This window comes from Bacillus sp. MT(2024), assembly GCF_036362845.1.
Taxonomy (GTDB): Bacteria; Bacillota; Bacilli; order Bacillales; family Bacillaceae; genus Bacillus; species Bacillus velezensis.
In genome coordinates this window covers 2880278-2896751 of the sequence record NZ_CP143632.1, presented here as the reverse complement: position 1 = coordinate 2896751, position 16474 = coordinate 2880278, and the positions used below count along the sequence as shown (strand labels likewise).

Genomic DNA, 16474 nt, shown 5'->3' with positions numbered 1-16474 from the left:
GTGCCGATTAGCGGTTTGCTTTATAAAGAATGTAAGCAGCGGCAGACGCTGCTGCTGCTTACAGCGGGGTTCTTATCTATCTTAGGCCCTTTGGCAATTATAAATGAGTATTTTCACTATAAGGATTGTTTACGTGCACTTCAGCTGTACCCGGGGTCAGTTTGTACATTCAGCATCGATTACAGCAATTATCGGAATTTGATTGGGCTTCATTTCATTCCGCCGGTTGTTATGGGGCTTTTTCTGATAAGAGCAGGCCGGGCTGAAAGGATGTTTACACTGAGTCTTCCGTATTCGAGAAGCCGGATATTTCATACGAAGTTTTTCTTGGGAGCAGCCGTGTTAGCCGGCTCGCAGTTTGTTTCTTACGGAGTATCAGACATATTGTTTCTAGCGCTTAAACCTGACGCTGTCCATCATTTTCAATCATTCAGCGCAGGGATGCTGGTCATCAGCTTGATGATTTATGCATTAGTGACAGCTGCCGGCACGATAACGGGCAATTTAGCGGCGCAGCTGATCACAGCGTTCACGGTTTCCGTCTTTCCGATCGTGGTTATGACGATTTACCTGTTAAACGCTGAGTTCCTTTTTGGCAGGCAGGCTGTGCCGGATATTGATTTCCCTTGGAGCGGATTTCTGATCTATTTCATGCCTGCGGCTTACATCCATACATCATGGATGTATTACATGAAAAACGCATTGTTCATCTCCACATTAATGGGATTTTGTTTCTATCTATTCGGCTATGTGAATTTCCTGAAAATGCCGAATGAACGAAGCGGACATTTTATCCTGAGCAAACACATTGAACGCATCATTCAAGTGCTCGTCATGTCGCTCAGTATGATGGGAAGTGCGGGGGTATGCGGATATGCTTATAACGGTTCGTATACCGGTTACATATTCGGCATGCTCATCGGTGCGGTTATCGGGTTTTTCATCAGTTATTACTTCATCTATAAAAAAACGAAACAGATATAAGGGGGAGTGGTGTACGTGATAGAGGTACAGCATATCGATCATTCATTTAAAATCGGCAGGAAAGGCAGAGAGAGTGAGGTTCCGGTACTGAAGGATGTCTCTTTGACCGTTGAAAAAGGGGAAATTGCCTGTATCGTCGGGCGGAGCGGTTCCGGAAAATCAACGCTTCTGAATTTAATTTCGGGATACATAGCGCCGACAAAGGGCCGTATCGTCATTAACGGCACTGATGTGACGGGTTTCAATGAAAAAGAGTGGGCGCAGTTCCGCCTCGGGCATTTCGGCTTTATTTTTCAAAGCTTTCAGCTCATTCCGAGTCTGACAACCTATGAAAATGTTGAAATGCCGCTTGCCTTAAAAGGCGTCAAACCGTCTGAACGCAAGCAGAAAGTCGCGGATATGCTGAAACGGGTCGGACTTGAGAATCATGCGAATCATTATCCGAATGAGCTGTCAGGCGGCCAGCAGCAGCGTGTCAGTATCGCAAGAGCCCTCATTTTAAATCCGTCAATTATTTTAGCCGATGAGCCGACGGGAAGCCTCGATTCAGAAACGGAACTTGAGGTGCTTGCATTAATTCAGCAGCTGAACCGGGAGCGCGGGATTACATTTGTCATCATTACGCATGACGATGAAGTCGCTTCGATCGCGCATTCAAAATTCCAGCTGCATGACGGTGTATTAAAAGGGGGCGTTACTGTTGAGATTTAAGGATCAGATTCACTTTATCAGAAGAAATATGAAGAAAAACCGGCTGCGTGTTTTCATGACGGTGCTGGCGACGACAATGGCGTGCGCGTTTTTAGTGGTGCTGGCTTCCGTCGGATTCGGCATCCAAAAAACGATTACAGACATTACCATGAGCCAGCAGATTGTTACGGAAATCAATGTGCTCGGCCAAGAGAACGGAAAAGCCGTGAAGAAATCAGACTTGGAAAAGTATAAAAATGTCAAGTCTGTCGTTGAGAGAACACAAGTGTATGAACCGAACAAAGCGTCATTGGGAAACCGAACAAATGAAGATTCAGCCATTGTGCTGACAAACATGAAAGATGAAGTCAAAGCCAATATGGAGCTTGATCAGGGAAGAGTCGCCCGCACAGAGAATGAAATCGTGGTCGGCTATGATTTTGCGAAGAACCTATTGACGAAAAAAGAGGCTGACGCTTACGACAAAGAGTTAAAGGATCACCAAGGCGACATGTCGGAGGTGAAAAAACCAAAAGGCTATACGAAAGACCTGCTTAATAAAACGATACAGCTGAGCATCTCCAAAACAAACAAAGACGGAGACGTTGAAAAAACGAAAACGTACGACTTCAAAGTAGTCGGAATTACAAAAAAACCGTCCCAAGATTGGATGGAGGATACAAATATTTTTGTGAGTGATCAATTCAAAAAAGACTTCTCGACATTCTTGGATCTGAAGAATGGAAATGCGGAAAAAAGCATCAATGTGTATGCGGACAAATTCGATCATGTCGATCAGCTTACCCATGACCTCACGGATGACGGCTTTTATGTCAGATCTGTCACAACCGAGCTGAAGGGCGTCAACACCTTTTTCCTCGTCTTTAAAATCGGCCTGATCTTTGTCGGCTTTATCGCCGTCGTGATTTCTGCCATCGGTATTTTCAATACGATGACGATGGCGGTGACGGAACGAACGCAGGAAATCGGGATTATGAAAGCGATCGGCGCAAGCCCGTCCATCATCCGCAGAATGTTCCTGATGGAAAGCGCCTATATCGGGATATTAGGTTCTGTCATCGGGATTATCATTTCTTACGGAGTGAGTTTTGCCGTCAATCTGGCTGTGCCGGTTATCTTGAAAGCGGTAGGGGGAAACACCGGAGCTGAAGATCTTCATTATACCTTCTCCTATATCCCGCTCAGCCTCGTTGTGATCGCAGTTGTCATTTGTGCGGGGGTCGCGGTAATTTCCGGTATGAATCCGGCCCGCAAAGCGACAAAAACCAACGTTCTGACCGCATTAAGAAGAGAACTGTAAAGGAAAAAAGCCGGCTGGACATCAGCCGGTTTTTCCTCTATCTATCAGAAAAGGGCGGATACCATGTTTCACATTTTGTTAATAGAAGATGATAACACTTTGTTTCACGAGATGAAAGAGAGATTAACGGGCTGGTCATTTGCGGTGCATGGAATAAAGGATTTCAGCCGGGTCATCCGGGAGTTTACCGAAATCAAGCCTGATTTGGTGATCATTGACGTACAGCTGCCGAAATTTGACGGTTTTCATTGGTGCAGAATGATACGCTCCCAATCAAACGTGCCGATTCTCTTTTTGTCCTCGCGCGATCATCCCGCGGATATGGTCATGTCGATGCAGCTCGGGGCAGATGATTTTATTCAGAAGCCTTTTCACTTTGATGTGTTAATCGCGAAAATACAGGCGGTGTTCCGCCGTGTGCACCAATACGGCACAGAACCGGCGCTGATGAAAAGATGGTGCGGGGCGGTCATTGACACAGAAACCAACACGGTCAGCCGTAAAAACGGTTCGGTCGAGCTGACCAAAAACGAAATGCTGATCTTAAAACTGCTGGCTGAACAGAAAAATAAAATCGTCAGCCGGGAAGAACTCATCAGAAGCCTATGGAATGATGAGCGTTTCGTCAGTGATAATACGCTGACGGTGAATGTCAACCGGCTGCGGAAAAAACTCGATCAATTAGGCATCGGGAAAATGATTGAAACCAAGGTCGGGCAGGGATACATCGCAAAGGAAGAAGACGGTCTTTATGATTAAATCATTTCTGCTCGAAAGAAAAAGCTGGATCGCGATGTTTCTTTTGCAGCAGGCTGTGCTCCTTTTTGCGGCATATATTGATCCGTCTATTCCGTTTCTTTCAGTGCTGTATTTTGTTTACCTGTCGCTTCTTGTGTTTCTTGTATTTCTCTTGTTCCGCTATCGGAAAGAGACCGCCTATTATAAAAGCTTAAGAGAGTGGGACGCCAATTTAGACATGTCTTATCTTAAAGCGCCTGACAGTCCGTTTGAGTCTATCGTTGAAGAAAGCATTGAAGGGCAGACACAGCAATTACGAAAAAGCTCACTTGATCTTCAGGCGGCGTCAGAGCATGAAAAGGATGACCTGATGTCATGGATTCACGAGGTCAAAACACCGCTGACAGCGATGCATCTCATGATCGAGCGCCTTGATGAACAGCCGCTGAAAGCCCCTTTGCTGTATGAATGGCTGCGGATTCACCATCTCCTGGACCAGCAGCTTCATCAGAAACGATTGTCCTTTATTGAAAATGATTTATCATTCCAGCGCATTCAGCTCAGACCGCTCGTTTTCAAAGAAATTAAAAATCTGCAATCATGGTGCATACAAAAAGGGATCGGGTTTGACATTCAGCTTGATTCACCGGACGTTCACAGTGACGGAAAATGGCTTTCCTTCATCATCAGGCAGCTGTTAAGCAATGCGGTAAAATACAGTGAAGCGGATGACATTACCGTAAAAAGCTATGAACAAAACGGCCGTGTGCATGTCGATATCGAAGACCGCGGCATCGGCATCGAGCCCAAAGATCTTCCGCGCATTTTTGAAAAAGGATTTACCTCGACGCGAATGAGGCGAGATCACGCGTCAACGGGGATGGGCCTGTATTTGGCTCAAAAAGCCGCGGCTCCTCTTCTCATCCAAATCAGCGTGCGCTCTGAGCCGGAAAGCGGCACGGTTTTTACCTTGGTGTTTCCGAAACAGAACGATGCCGTCAGCATGTTCAGCGTGTGACAAAAGTGTCACATGCTTTTCTCTTTTGTTCGCTTAATCAAACGAAAAAAACGGCTTCTGTTTTTAAAATAAAGATAACCAATGTAAAAGGAGAATCATAACGTGATGATTTTAGAAGCAGGCAATATCCAAAAAAGCTACGGAAACAAGCTGAATAAACAAGAGGTGCTGAAAGGAATTGATCTTCAGATTCACAAAGGGGAATTCGTCAGCATTATGGGCCCGTCAGGATCAGGGAAAACGACCCTTTTGAATGTGCTTTCCTCCATTGATAAAGTGAGCGCGGGCACCATTAAACTGAACGAGACGGAGATTACATCCATGAAAGAAAAACAGCTTGCCGAATTCAGAAAACGGCATCTCGGCTTTATTTTTCAGGATTATAATTTATTGGACACGCTGACCGTGAAGGAAAACATACTCCTGCCGTTATCCATTACGAAAATGTCTAAGAAAGAGGCGGACCTGCGATTTGCCGAGACGGCAGAGGAGCTTGGGATCTATGATTTGAGACATAAGTATCCGAGTGAAATTTCCGGCGGGCAAAAACAGCGGACGTCTGCCGCAAGAGCTGTTATTCACGAGCCGGGCATTATTTTTGCTGATGAGCCGACCGGAGCGCTCGATTCAAAGGCTGCCACGGATTTATTGAATAAACTCAGCCGCCTGAATCAAAAACGCCGCGCCACCATTGTGATGGTCACGCATGATCCGGTTGCCGCCAGCTATTCCGGACGTGTGGTTTTCATTAAAGACGGCCGTGTGTATACACAGCTGAATAAAGGCGGCCAGGACAGACCGGACTTTTTTCAGGATATTATGAAAACGCAAAGTGTATTGGGCGGGGTTCAGGCATGAGTATTCATCATTTGATCTTCCAGAACCTGAAAAAGAATATGAAAAACTATTACCTTTACGTTTTTGCGCTGGTGTTCAGCGCCGCCCTTTATTTCGCGTTTGTCACGATGCAATACGATCCTGCGCTTGATGAAATGAAAAGCTCCATAAAAGGAGCGGCGGCAATCCGGGCCGCCTCTGTACTGCTTGTGGCGATCGTGTCGGTATTTCTTTTATACGCCAACACCATTTTTATTAAACGGCGCGGCCGGGAAATCGGCTTATTCCGATTAATCGGCATGACGAAAATGCACATTTTCCGCATACTCAGCGCAGAAAATTTCATTTTGTATTTCGGATCGATTTGGATCGGTATTTTCGCCGGCTTTTCCCTCTCGAAATTATGTATGATGATGCTGTTTCATACAGTCGGTGTGAAAGCCTCTGTCTCACTGTTTTTTTCAAGCAAGGCGCTCGTTCAGACGTTAATTGTGTTCGGGGCAATTTACGTGCTGATTATGATGATGAATTACTTATTTATTAAACGGCAAAGCATTTTGTCTTTATTTAAAACCGCGTCATCGTCAGAAAGCGGCATAAGACGGCTTTCTTGGGTGCAGATGTTGATCGGCGTTGTCGGTATTGCGGCCATTATCGCCGGCTATGCCGTGTCCGCGGATTTATTCGGAGGCAGTTTTACGAGCATGAATGAACTGTTTTCGGCAATGGTGTTTATTCTAGGCTCGGTCATTATCGGAACCTATCTGTTTTATAAAGGTTCGGTCAGCTTTCTGGCAAATCTCATCCGGAAATCAAAAGGCGGGTATCTGAATGTCAGTGAAGTGCTGTCTTTGTCATCCATCATGTTCCGGATGAAGTCAAACGCCGTGCTGCTGACGATTATTACGACTCTTTCGGCGCTGGCAATCGGTTTACTGTCTTTAAGCTATATCTCGTACTACTCCGCGGAAAAATCGGCTGAGCAAAATACAGCTGCGGACTTTGCGTTTGATAACCAAAAGGAGACTGACTCATTTACCGCTTTATTGAAGAAAAACGGAATTGAACACAAAGTAAAAACAATCAAGACCATTCAAGCCGGTGTCAATATGAAGAACATCATAAACGGCGACATGAAAAGCTTTAAACAAGACCCGTCCAGCCTGGCGCTGCCGATTATAAGCGAGAAAGACGCAGAAGGGACGGAGCTTTCTGACGGAGAAGCCGTGTTTACCGGATATAATGATATGATGAAAAGATTTCTCGACCTGAAAACGTCAGGTTCCATTGATATAAACGGCAAAACGGATAAAATACCGCTGGCGTATAAGGGCTTGAAGAACGACTTCCTCCTGTCATATACATTTACAAGCGGAGGGCTGCCGACCGTTATCGTCACGCAGCAGGTATTCGACCGGATCGAGAAAGATATCGACCCGTCCATTCAGGGAAAATCAAATCGGTTCTTCGGCATTACACTCAAACGAGAAGAGGACATCCAAAAAGCTGATGGTCTGTTTCAGGCGCAGCACTATTCAGACGGCGCGCTTTCACAATTTGAAACGGCTGACACGCAAAAGAAAAACATGGGGCTGATCATGTTTATTGTCGGCTTTTTGGGATTAACCTTTCTGATCACCTCAGGCTGTATCCTTTATTTTAAACAAATGGGCGAGTGTGAGGATGAGAAGGCTGATTATACGATATTGCGGAAGCTCGGCTTCACAACGGGAGATCTGCTGAAAGGCATCCGCCGGAAGCAGGCGTATCATTTCGGGATTCCGCTCGTTCTTGGGCTGTTCCACAGCTATTTTGCCGTTCAGTCAGGATGGTTTTTATTCGGAACGGAAGTGTGGACGCCGATGATCATCGTCATGGCGCTGTATACGCTGCTGTACTCCATCTTCGGCATGCTGTCGGTGCTGTATTATAAAAAGGTCATTCAATCCGCCTTGTAAAACAAGTTGAGGAGCCTCCGCATAAGCGGAGGCTTTTTTTGTATGAATAGAAGAAAGCGATTTTTAAAAGAATAGACATACGTCATTTTTTCGCGCGGGGGAGCCTTATGCAGAAGTATTTTCAATTGAAATCTGAAACAGGGGCCTTTCATCTTTTTTCCAAGGAACACATTTTCACGCTGTTGATCATCGGGTTGCTGGTGGCGGGCGTGATCGTATTCCGGAAAAAGCTCAACCAGAGTCGCATGATCCGCTATGTACTATTCATTCTCCTTGCCATGTCGCAGATCAGCTATCATATATGGCTGCTTTGTCATCATGCCTGGTCGCTGAAAACAGCTCTGCCGCTGCAGCTGAGCGACCTTTCCGTCTATTTGGCGATGCTGATGGTCATGACAAAAAGCAAAAAGCTGTTCGCCTTCCTCTATTTTGCCGGTTTGGGCAGCGCCGTACAGGCGATGGCAACACCTGATTTAGGGGCGTATTCTTTCCCGCATTTTCGGTACATCGTGTTTTTCGTCTCCCACGGCTGTGTTTTTCTTACCTGTCTATTCATGGCCGCTGCAGAAAAGTACAGACCGTCGGCGCGCGGGCTGTGGGTGTCGGTGCTGATCGTAAATCTGTACGGGGCGTGTGTCTTTTTTATTGATCGTGTGCTGAATGCAAATTATCTATATTTAATGAAAAAACCGAAGACCGCTTCGCTTCTGAATGTTTTCGGACCTTGGCCGTGGTATCTTCTATCAATGGAAGCGGCGGTGATATTGAGCTTTTTCATTCTGTATATTCCGTTTTGGCTGCTGAGGAAAAGAGCATGAAGCCGGTCTGTTTTTGCGAATCCAATCATTTGTAATTTTTTCAACATTCCGGCATTATTTTTTTCAGATTCTGATGTTGAAAAAAGACGTCCGCGGCGATAGAATGAATGTGCTATGATAACGTGATCGATACGGAGCCGCGGCTTGCGGTTTCCGTTTTTTCATGGGGTTTTTTATAGAGAGAGGGGGATCGGTATGCCGCGCGCTTTGAAGATATTAATCATCGGAATGTTTATCAATGTGACGGGCGCATCTTTTTTGTGGCCGCTGAATACGATCTATATTCATAATCATTTAGGGAAATCGCTGACTGTTGCGGGGATTGTTCTGATGCTGAATTCCGGGGCCAGTGTGGCGGGGAATTTATGCGGCGGATTTTTGTTTGATAAAATCGGCGGATTCAAATCCATTATGCTGGGCATTATGATCACATTGGCAAGTCTTCTCGGACTCGTTCTGTTTCACCAATGGCCCGTTTATATTTGGCTGCTCATCATTGTCGGCTTCGGTTCCGGTATCGTGTTTCCGGCCAGTTACGCCATGGCGGGAGCGGTATGGAAAGAAGGCGGGCGGAGGGCTTTTAATGCGATTTATGTAGCTCAGAACGCAGGTGTCGCCGTGGGCTCGGCACTCGGCGGGATGGTTGCAGCATACTCGTTTACGTACGTGTTTTTAGCCAATGCTTTGCTTTATGTGCTGTTTTTCCTTATCGTATTTTTCGGGTTTCGAAATATCAAAACCGGAAATGCGAGCCAGGTTTCTGTTCTGGACTACGAGCCTGTCAGCAGCAGAACGAAATTTACGGCGCTTCTCATATTGAGCGGCGGGTATGTTCTCGGGTGGATTGCCTATTCGCAGTGGTCCACAACCGTTGCGTCACATACTCAAAGCATCGGTATGCCGCTTTCATTATACAGTGTGCTCTGGACCGTAAACGGAATATTAATTGTCGCCGGACAGCCTCTCATAGGAGCTGTTCTGAAAAAATGGTCAGGCGCGTTAAAAACGCAGATGGTCATCGGCTTTTGTATTTTTATCGTTTCGTTCGGCGTGCTTCTTAGCGCCAAGCAATTTCCGATGTACCTCACCGCAATGGTGATTTTAACCGTCGGAGAAATGCTTGTCTGGCCTGCCGTGCCTACCATTGCCAATCAGCTTGCGCCTAAGGGGAAAGAAGGGTTTTACCAAGGATTTGTCAACAGTGCGGCGACGGGCGGCAGAATGATCGGGCCGCTCCTTGGCGGCGTGCTGGTTGATCAGTACGGCATGAGCGTGCTGCTGTTGATTCTGATGGTGCTTCTTGTTGTCAGCATCGCAGCGACGGTGCTGTACGACAAACGCCTGAAAACCGTTAATAAACAAAACGTCCAAGTGCGATGACGACATAAAAAATCCCGCTGTTTCGGCGGGATTTTTTTGTTTATACGACCGGAAGCACGTTGACGGCGTCCTTAACGTTTAAATACGTCTTTAATGAAGAAAAGCTGGCATCAAGCTGATTCATTCTCATGGCGAGGGAAGGCTTGATCCCGGTGATAATCAGTTCTGTGCCGATTAATTTAAGCAGGTGGTGCAATTTGAAAATCCGGTCTGCGGTCTGTTCGTTTACCTCGGCCAAACCTGATAAGTCTATAATTAAGTAATCATCTTTAGATGCGGTTAATATGTCCGTCAAAGTTGTCACAATTGAATCAAATCGTTCTTCCGTTAAGTTTCCCACTAACGGCAAGGCGGAGATGCCGTTTCGGATCGGAACAATCGGTGTTGAAAGCGTCGTGATTTCTGTGAGGGAATCCTCAAGGAGCTTTTCGTATTCTTTCTGCTCTGTAATGTCTTTTTGAAAACCGACAAAATAGAGCTTGTCTTCAACATACAGAGGATCAATGTTGAGTTCATTCCAAAACGGGGTGCCGTCTTTTTTGATATTTTTCAGCCGCACCGTGATCTTTTCTTTCTGGTTTAAGCTCTTTCTTATTTTCGCGACTTGTTGACGGTCGGTTTCTTTGCTTTGCAGAAATCTGCAGTTCTTACCTAATATCTCTTCGGAAGCGTAGCCTGTCATATCCATAAATCCCTGATTTGTATATATGATGGGATTGTCCTCAAGAGAGGGGTCTGTAATCACCACGCCGATGCGTGCGTGATCAAGCGCCTTTTTGATAAGCTCCAGCTGCTCCAGTTTTCCGGATACATTTGAGTCAGCCATGTAAAACCCCCTTTTGGCCGTAAAGCTGCGCGCTTTTTTCAGCCGTTGTTTCTCCCCTTTTTAAATGAATCTACAGTAACCGTAGCATAACATATGTTCTGATTCAAGCAGCCGAAGTTTGCAATTTGTCATTCGGGCTTGTCCTCATATACACTGAATATATAAGGGGAAGGCACATCATCGCTAAGTAAGTGACTAGGTCATTGTCACTGGGTGAAAAATGAATCTAATGCATCAAGCTTACCGATCATGTGTTCACATATAATGGAAGAAACAAGCTTTTTACATTCCTGTTCAATCGCCGGTATGTAGATATCGAAAATCATCGTATTCGTAAGGGGGCTGGATGGCCTGAAGTCGCTTTACTAAATAAGGGCTTTAGGAAGGTGATGAAGATGCTGCATCAGGTAATAATTGCTTGTGTAATTGGAGGCATCATGGGGGTTCTCGGTCATGTGAAAAAGAGAGGCAGGCTGGAGAAACCCAGAATGACAAAGCGGTTTATCTATCTCGGTTTTTTGGAAGATGGTTTTATCGGAATGGCTGCTTCCATCTTACTTGTCTTATCCGCTGACCCCGATTCAGGAATTCAACTCGTCATCTTATCCATAATCGCAGGCTACGGCGGAGAAGCTGTTCTCAGGAGCTTTGATTTTGTCAGAGAACAAAACAGTGATTCGGCCGAAGCAAAACCACACCAGCAAAAAAATCCTCCATCAAAATAATATCCCCGCTCACGACCCGTTCCGGGTACATTCCCATTGTATACAAACCTGCTTGCACTTATGAACAGAATTCTATAAAATACAGGTAAGATTACGGTAGCGATAAGAACAGTGAAGAGGAGCAGTAAGAAGCAGATTTCGCACTCAGAGAGTTGACGGCCGGTGCAAGTCAATCAAGTCTGTTTCCGAACTCGCCTCAGAGTTGCAGCGGCAAAACCGCTGACGCATAACTGCGTTAAAAGTATCAAGTGAGTGCGGCTTAAAACCGCGCTAACGAGGGTGGTACCGCGGGAAACAAAAATCTCTCGTCCCTTTTAGGGATGAGGGAGTTTTTTTTAGTTTTAGAATAATCTGAATATAATCTTCCTCATCCCGTCAATACTTGGACTACATACGCCGTATTCAATCAGAAGGAGGTTTTTACGTTGAGTTTTCAGCACGAAAAAATAGAAAAGAAATGGCAGAATTACTGGTTGGATCATAAAACGTTCGCCGTCAGTGAAGAGAATGACAAGCCGAAGTTTTACGCGCTTGACATGTTTCCGTATCCTTCAGGAGCCGGCCTTCATGTCGGACATCCGGAAGGCTATACGGCAACCGATATCCTTTCTCGCATGAGACGCATGCAAGGGTACAATGTGCTTCATCCGATGGGATGGGACGCGTTCGGGCTTCCTGCCGAGCAATACGCGCTTGACACGGGAAATGATCCGGCTGAGTTCACAAAACAAAATATAGATAATTTCCGCCGCCAGATCCAATCACTCGGATTTTCTTATGATTGGGATCGTGAAATCAATACGACTGATCCGGACTATTACAAGTGGACGCAGTGGATCTTCACCAAGCTGTACGAAAAAGGGCTCGCTTACGTAGACGAAGTGCCGGTCAACTGGTGCCCGGCGCTCGGAACGGTGCTTGCGAACGAAGAAGTCATTGACGGCAAAAGCGAGCGGGGCGGCCATCCGGTTGAACGCCGCCCGATGAGACAATGGATGCTGAAAATCACCGCTTATGCGGACAGGCTTCTTGAAGATTTAGAAGAACTTGACTGGCCGGAAAGCATTAAAGACATGCAGCGCAACTGGATCGGACGCTCAGAAGGCGCAAACGTGCATTTCGCGATCGACGGCACTGATGACACGTTTACGGTGTTTACGACAAGACCGGACACGCTGTTCGGCGCGGCTTATGCCGTACTGGCTCCTGAGCATGAGCTTGTGGAGGCCATCACGACGCCTGAACAAAAAGAAGCGGTAGACGCTTATGTTAAAGAAGTTCAGGCGAAAAGTGACCTTGAACGGACGGATCTTGCGAAAACAAAAACGGGCGTCTTCACAGGTGCATATGCCGTAAACCCTGCAAACGGGGAAAAGCTGCCGATCTGGATAGCGGATTATGTCCTCGCCTCTTACGGAACGGGCGCTGTAATGGCCGTGCCGGCGCATGACGAACGTGATTTTGAATTCGCCAAAGTGTTCAGCCTGCCTGTCAAAGAAGTCGTAAAAGGCGGAAACACGGATGAAGAAGCGTACACGGGAGACGGAGAACATGTCAATTCCGGCTTTCTGAACGGACTGAATAAAGCGGAAGCGATTGAAAAAATGATCGCCTGGCTTGAAGAAACGAAAAACGGTGAGAAAAAAGTGACATACCGTCTGCGTGATTGGCTGTTCAGCCGCCAGCGCTATTGGGGCGAGCCGATTCCGGTCATTCATTGGGAAGACGGCACGTCAACAGCCGTTCCGGCGGAAGAGCTGCCGCTGATTCTGCCGAAAACCGATGAGATCAAACCGAGCGGAACAGGTGAATCACCGCTTGCCAACATTAAAGAGTGGGTGGAAGTCACTGATCCTGAAACGGGCAGAAAAGGCAGAAGAGAAACGAACACGATGCCGCAATGGGCGGGAAGCTGCTGGTATTTCCTCCGCTTTATCGACCCGAAAAATCCGGATCAGCTCGCTTCACCTGAGAAACTGGATAAATGGCTGCCCGTCGATATTTACATCGGAGGAGCGGAGCATGCCGTGCTTCACCTTCTGTACGCTCGTTTCTGGCATAAATTCCTCTATGATATCGGTGTCGTGCCGACGAAAGAACCGTTCCAAAAGCTGTATAACCAAGGGATGATTCTCGGGGAAAACAATGAAAAAATGAGTAAATCCCGCGGAAACGTCGTCAATCCGGATGAAATTGTGGCGTCTCACGGAGCAGATACGCTTCGCCTGTACGAAATGTTTATGGGGCCGCTTGACGCATCTATCGCCTGGTCTGAATCAGGTCTTGACGGAGCGCGCCGCTTCCTTGACCGCGTATGGCGTTTGTTTATCGAGGAAAACGGCGAGCTGACGGGTAAAGTGACAGAAGGCGCGGGCGAAACTCTTGAGCGCGTCTATCATGAAACGGTTATGAAAGTGACAGAAAACTTCGAAGCCCTTCGTTTTAACACGGGCATTTCTCAGCTGATGGTCTTCATTAATGAAGCTTACAAAGCGAATGAACTGCCGAGAGAATATATCGAAGGTTTTGTGAAGCTGCTTTCTCCTGTTGCGCCGCATTTGGCGGAAGAACTGTGGGAAAAACTCGGCCACGAAGGTTCGATTGCATACGAGGCTTGGCCTGCTTATGATGAATCAAAACTGGTGGACGATGAAGTGGAAATCGTCGTCCAGCTGAACGGAAAAGTAAAAGCGAAATTAATGGTTCCGGCTGATGCTGATAAAGCAGCGTTAGAACAGCTCGCACAAGCTGACGAAAAAGTAAAAGAGCAGCTTGAAGGAAAAACGATCCGAAAAATTATTGCCGTACCGGGCAAGCTTGTCAATATCGTGGCAAACTGACCGGACGAAGCCCCTCTCCTACAGAGAGGGGCTTTTTTATCAGGCCTCTATCATAGAAATTGCACCGCGGGCTTTGGTATACTTAACACCATAAAGATGAATGGGAGTGTCACGCATTGAAAATAAATGAAATCAGCACAGCCGCACTGGAAGAAAAATTAAAAGCGGGAGAAGAGCTGTATCTGATTGATGTCAGAGAAGACGAAGAAGTTGCCGAAGGAATGATTCCGGAGGCCGTTCATATCCGCATGGGGGACATCCCTGAGAAGATGGATGCGTTAGACAAGGACAAGGAATATGTATTTATCTGCCGTTCCGGAAAAAGAAGCATGAACGTTTGTATGTATTTACATGAGCAGGGCTTCCGTACAGTTAATGTTGAAGGCGGCATGCTGGAGTGGGAAGGCGAAACAAAGCCGAAGAAATAACGCTTTGAAGTGAAAGAAGAAAAGGGACGTGCGTCTTTTTCTTCTTTTTTTATAAAAAAACGGGAGGCGAATCAGGTGAAACCGATGATCCGCGCGATGAAAACAAACGATATCAAGCAGGTCCGGCAAGTCGCAGAACGCAGCTGGCATCATACGTATGAAGGGATTATTCCCAGAAAAATTCAGGATCAGTTTCTCGAATCCGCCTATCAGGATGAGATGATGGAACGCCGGCTCTTGCATTCTCTGTTCTTTGTGGCAGAAGAAGAGGGGCGAGTGCTCGGTTTTGCAAATGTCACCCCGGTTCAAAAAGACGGAAATGCGGAGCTGACCGCCATCTATATTGACCCGGATTGCCAGGGAAGCGGGATAGGCACGGCACTTCTTAAAGAATGCATCAGGCAGTCCGGCGGGGTAAAAAAGCTTTATGTCCATGCAGAAAAAGAGAACCGCATCGCCTTGTCCTTTTATCAAGCGAAAGGGTTTCAAAGGGTATGTGAATTTGAAGAAGATTTTAAAGGACACACCTTACAGACGGTCAAACTGGTGCTGAACATATAAAAGCGTCCGGCCCGCTCAGGACCGGATCGCGAATGATCAATGATAAGCCGGAAGCCGGTCTTTGTGCGCTTCAAATAAGTCATCGCACAAAGAGATGATGTCATTCATGGAAAGCTCGGCGCTCGTATGCGGATCAAGCATGGCCGCTTGATATACGGCTTCCTTTTTTAATGTAACGGCTGCTTCGATGGTTAAAAGCTGTGTGTTAATGTTTGTTCTGTTGAGCGCCGCGAGCTGCTCCGGAAGTTCGCCGGAATAGCACGGCATAATTTGGTTTTTGAGGGCGGCGCACGGCACTTCAACGACCGCTTTCGCCGGCAGATTCGGTATCAGCCCGGTATTCAGCACATTGCCGCCGAATGTGAACGGACGGCCCGTCTCCATCGCTTCTATAATTCTCGAACCGTATTCTTTCGAGCGTTCATGCGTCAGGTTTTGGTTGTTGATGATGCCGTCTCTCATCGTTTCCCAATTTTTGATTTGATCCGCGCATCTCCTCGGATATTCATCAAGCGGAATTTGGAGTTCATCTATCAGCTCCGGATACCGGCTTTTTATAAAATATGGGTGATATTCGGCATTATGCTCAGATGATTCCGTCACGTAGCAGCCGAATTTATCCATCAGCTCAAACCGCACCATGTCCTTATGTTTCGTCTTTTGTTTTTCGCGTGCCCGTCTTTTAATTTCCGGATATAAATCAATTCCGTCTTTTTTAATCTCTAAAAGCCAAGCCATATGGTTGATGCCGGCAATGCGTTCTTCCGTACCTTCGTGATCCATGCCGAGTGAGTCAAACAGATCTTTGGTACAGACCTGGACGCTGTGGCACAGGCCGACCGTTTTGACATTTGTATGTCTGAGCATCGCTCCGGTCAGAGAGGCCATCGGATTTGTATAGTTTAACAGCCACGCATCCGGGCAGACCTCTTCCATGTCTTTTGCGATGTCAAATAAAACGGGGATGGTGCGGAGGGAACGGAAAATGCCGCCTATTCCGACGGTATCGGCAATCGTCTGGCGGAGACCGTACCGTTTCGGGATGTCAAAGTCAATGACCGTCGCGGGTTTATAGCCTCCGACCTGAATGGCGTTTATCACATAGCCGGCGTGTGTAAGCGCCTGTTTTCGGTCATCGTAGGAGATGATGGATATACTCGGATTGTAGCGGTCTCTCATGTTTTCCAGCATGAGCTGAGATTCTTTCAGCCGTACAGCGTCAATATCATAAAGCGCGAATTCAAATCCGTTTAATGCTTCAGTCAGTAAACAGTCCCCCAATACATTTTTTGCGAAAATCGTGCTCCCCGCTCCGATAAACGTAATTTTCTTCAACAGAAATTCCTCCCT

At 46.7% G+C, this 16474-nt stretch carries 15 protein-coding genes and 1 other annotated feature; of the genes, 13 read left to right on the top strand and 2 right to left on the bottom strand.

Going from position 1 to position 16474, the window contains the following annotated elements; translation table 11 throughout:
- From VP472_RS14170 to VP472_RS14130, 9 genes are all read left to right on the top strand, one after another.
- Positions 1-984 carry an ABC transporter permease gene (locus VP472_RS14170; RefSeq protein WP_146277377.1) on the top strand — a complete coding sequence of 328 codons (984 nt, stop codon included), beginning with the start codon at positions 1-3 and terminating at the stop codon, positions 982-984.
- Positions 985-999: 15 nt separating this feature from the next.
- Positions 1000-1695, top strand: coding sequence for an ABC transporter ATP-binding protein (locus VP472_RS14165; RefSeq protein ID WP_003152281.1), 696 nt, complete (start codon positions 1000-1002; stop codon positions 1693-1695).
- The gene (locus VP472_RS14160) at positions 1685-2995 is read left to right on the top strand and encodes an ABC transporter permease (RefSeq protein ID WP_003152283.1); all 1311 of its coding nucleotides are present in this window, start codon (positions 1685-1687) and stop codon (positions 2993-2995) included. The genes VP472_RS14165 and VP472_RS14160 overlap by 11 nt, the downstream gene beginning before the upstream one ends.
- A 63-nt stretch (positions 2996-3058) precedes the next feature.
- Positions 3059-3754, top strand: coding sequence for a response regulator transcription factor (locus tag VP472_RS14155; protein ID WP_014305616.1), 696 nt, complete (start codon positions 3059-3061; stop codon positions 3752-3754).
- Positions 3747-4751: a sensor histidine kinase gene (locus VP472_RS14150; protein ID WP_146277375.1), complete on the top strand. Its 1005-nt coding sequence runs from the start codon at positions 3747-3749 to the stop codon at positions 4749-4751. Before VP472_RS14155 ends, VP472_RS14150 begins: the two co-directional genes overlap by 8 nt.
- Positions 4752-4853: 102 nt before the next feature.
- The gene (locus tag VP472_RS14145) at positions 4854-5609 is read left to right on the top strand and encodes an ABC transporter ATP-binding protein (protein WP_015387828.1); all 756 of its coding nucleotides are present in this window, start codon (positions 4854-4856) and stop codon (positions 5607-5609) included.
- Positions 5606-7546 carry an FtsX-like permease family protein gene (locus VP472_RS14140; protein ID WP_015418041.1) on the top strand — a complete coding sequence of 647 codons (1941 nt, stop codon included), beginning with the start codon at positions 5606-5608 and terminating at the stop codon, positions 7544-7546. Before VP472_RS14145 ends, VP472_RS14140 begins: the two co-directional genes overlap by 4 nt.
- Positions 7547-7653: 107 nt before the next feature.
- Positions 7654-8364 carry a YwaF family protein gene (locus tag VP472_RS14135; RefSeq protein ID WP_146277373.1) on the top strand — a complete coding sequence of 237 codons (711 nt, stop codon included), beginning with the start codon at positions 7654-7656 and terminating at the stop codon, positions 8362-8364.
- A gap of 195 nt (positions 8365-8559) precedes the next feature.
- Positions 8560-9744, top strand: a complete 1185-nt coding sequence (locus VP472_RS14130; RefSeq protein ID WP_014305612.1) for an MDR family MFS transporter — start codon at positions 8560-8562, stop codon at positions 9742-9744.
- 40 nt (positions 9745-9784) lie between these two features.
- Here VP472_RS14130 and VP472_RS14125 read toward each other — a convergent pair whose 3' ends face one another.
- Positions 9785-10570 (bottom strand): YtvA family blue-light photoreceptor, encoded by a 786-nt coding sequence (locus VP472_RS14125; protein WP_146277372.1) that lies wholly within the window; start codon positions 10568-10570, stop codon positions 9785-9787.
- A gap of 389 nt (positions 10571-10959) precedes the next feature.
- On the opposite strand from VP472_RS14125, the gene VP472_RS14120 reads away from it, so the two are divergent.
- The 4 genes from VP472_RS14120 to VP472_RS14105 all read left to right on the top strand — a co-directional run bounded on the left by VP472_RS14120 (position 10960) and on the right by VP472_RS14105 (position 15124).
- Positions 10960-11295 carry a DUF4257 domain-containing protein gene (locus VP472_RS14120; protein WP_015418038.1) on the top strand — a complete coding sequence of 112 codons (336 nt, stop codon included), beginning with the start codon at positions 10960-10962 and terminating at the stop codon, positions 11293-11295.
- A gap of 102 nt (positions 11296-11397) precedes the next feature.
- Positions 11398-11611, top strand: a binding site (T-box leader).
- Between the two features lie 109 nt (positions 11612-11720).
- The gene (leuS, locus tag VP472_RS14115; RefSeq protein WP_146277370.1) at positions 11721-14135 is read left to right on the top strand and encodes a leucine--tRNA ligase; all 2415 of its coding nucleotides are present in this window, start codon (positions 11721-11723) and stop codon (positions 14133-14135) included.
- Between the two features lie 116 nt (positions 14136-14251).
- The gene (locus VP472_RS14110; RefSeq protein WP_003152299.1) at positions 14252-14563 is read left to right on the top strand and encodes a rhodanese-like domain-containing protein; all 312 of its coding nucleotides are present in this window, start codon (positions 14252-14254) and stop codon (positions 14561-14563) included.
- Between the two features lie 84 nt (positions 14564-14647).
- Positions 14648-15124, top strand: a complete 477-nt coding sequence (locus VP472_RS14105; RefSeq protein WP_246879721.1) for a GNAT family N-acetyltransferase — start codon at positions 14648-14650, stop codon at positions 15122-15124.
- Positions 15125-15160: 36 nt separating this feature from the next.
- Here the strand turns inward: VP472_RS14105 and melA are convergent, their stop codons facing one another.
- Positions 15161-16459 carry an alpha-galactosidase MelA gene (gene melA, locus VP472_RS14100; protein ID WP_146277366.1) on the bottom strand — a complete coding sequence of 433 codons (1299 nt, stop codon included), beginning with the start codon at positions 16457-16459 and terminating at the stop codon, positions 15161-15163.
- Positions 16460-16474 lie beyond the last annotated feature (15 nt).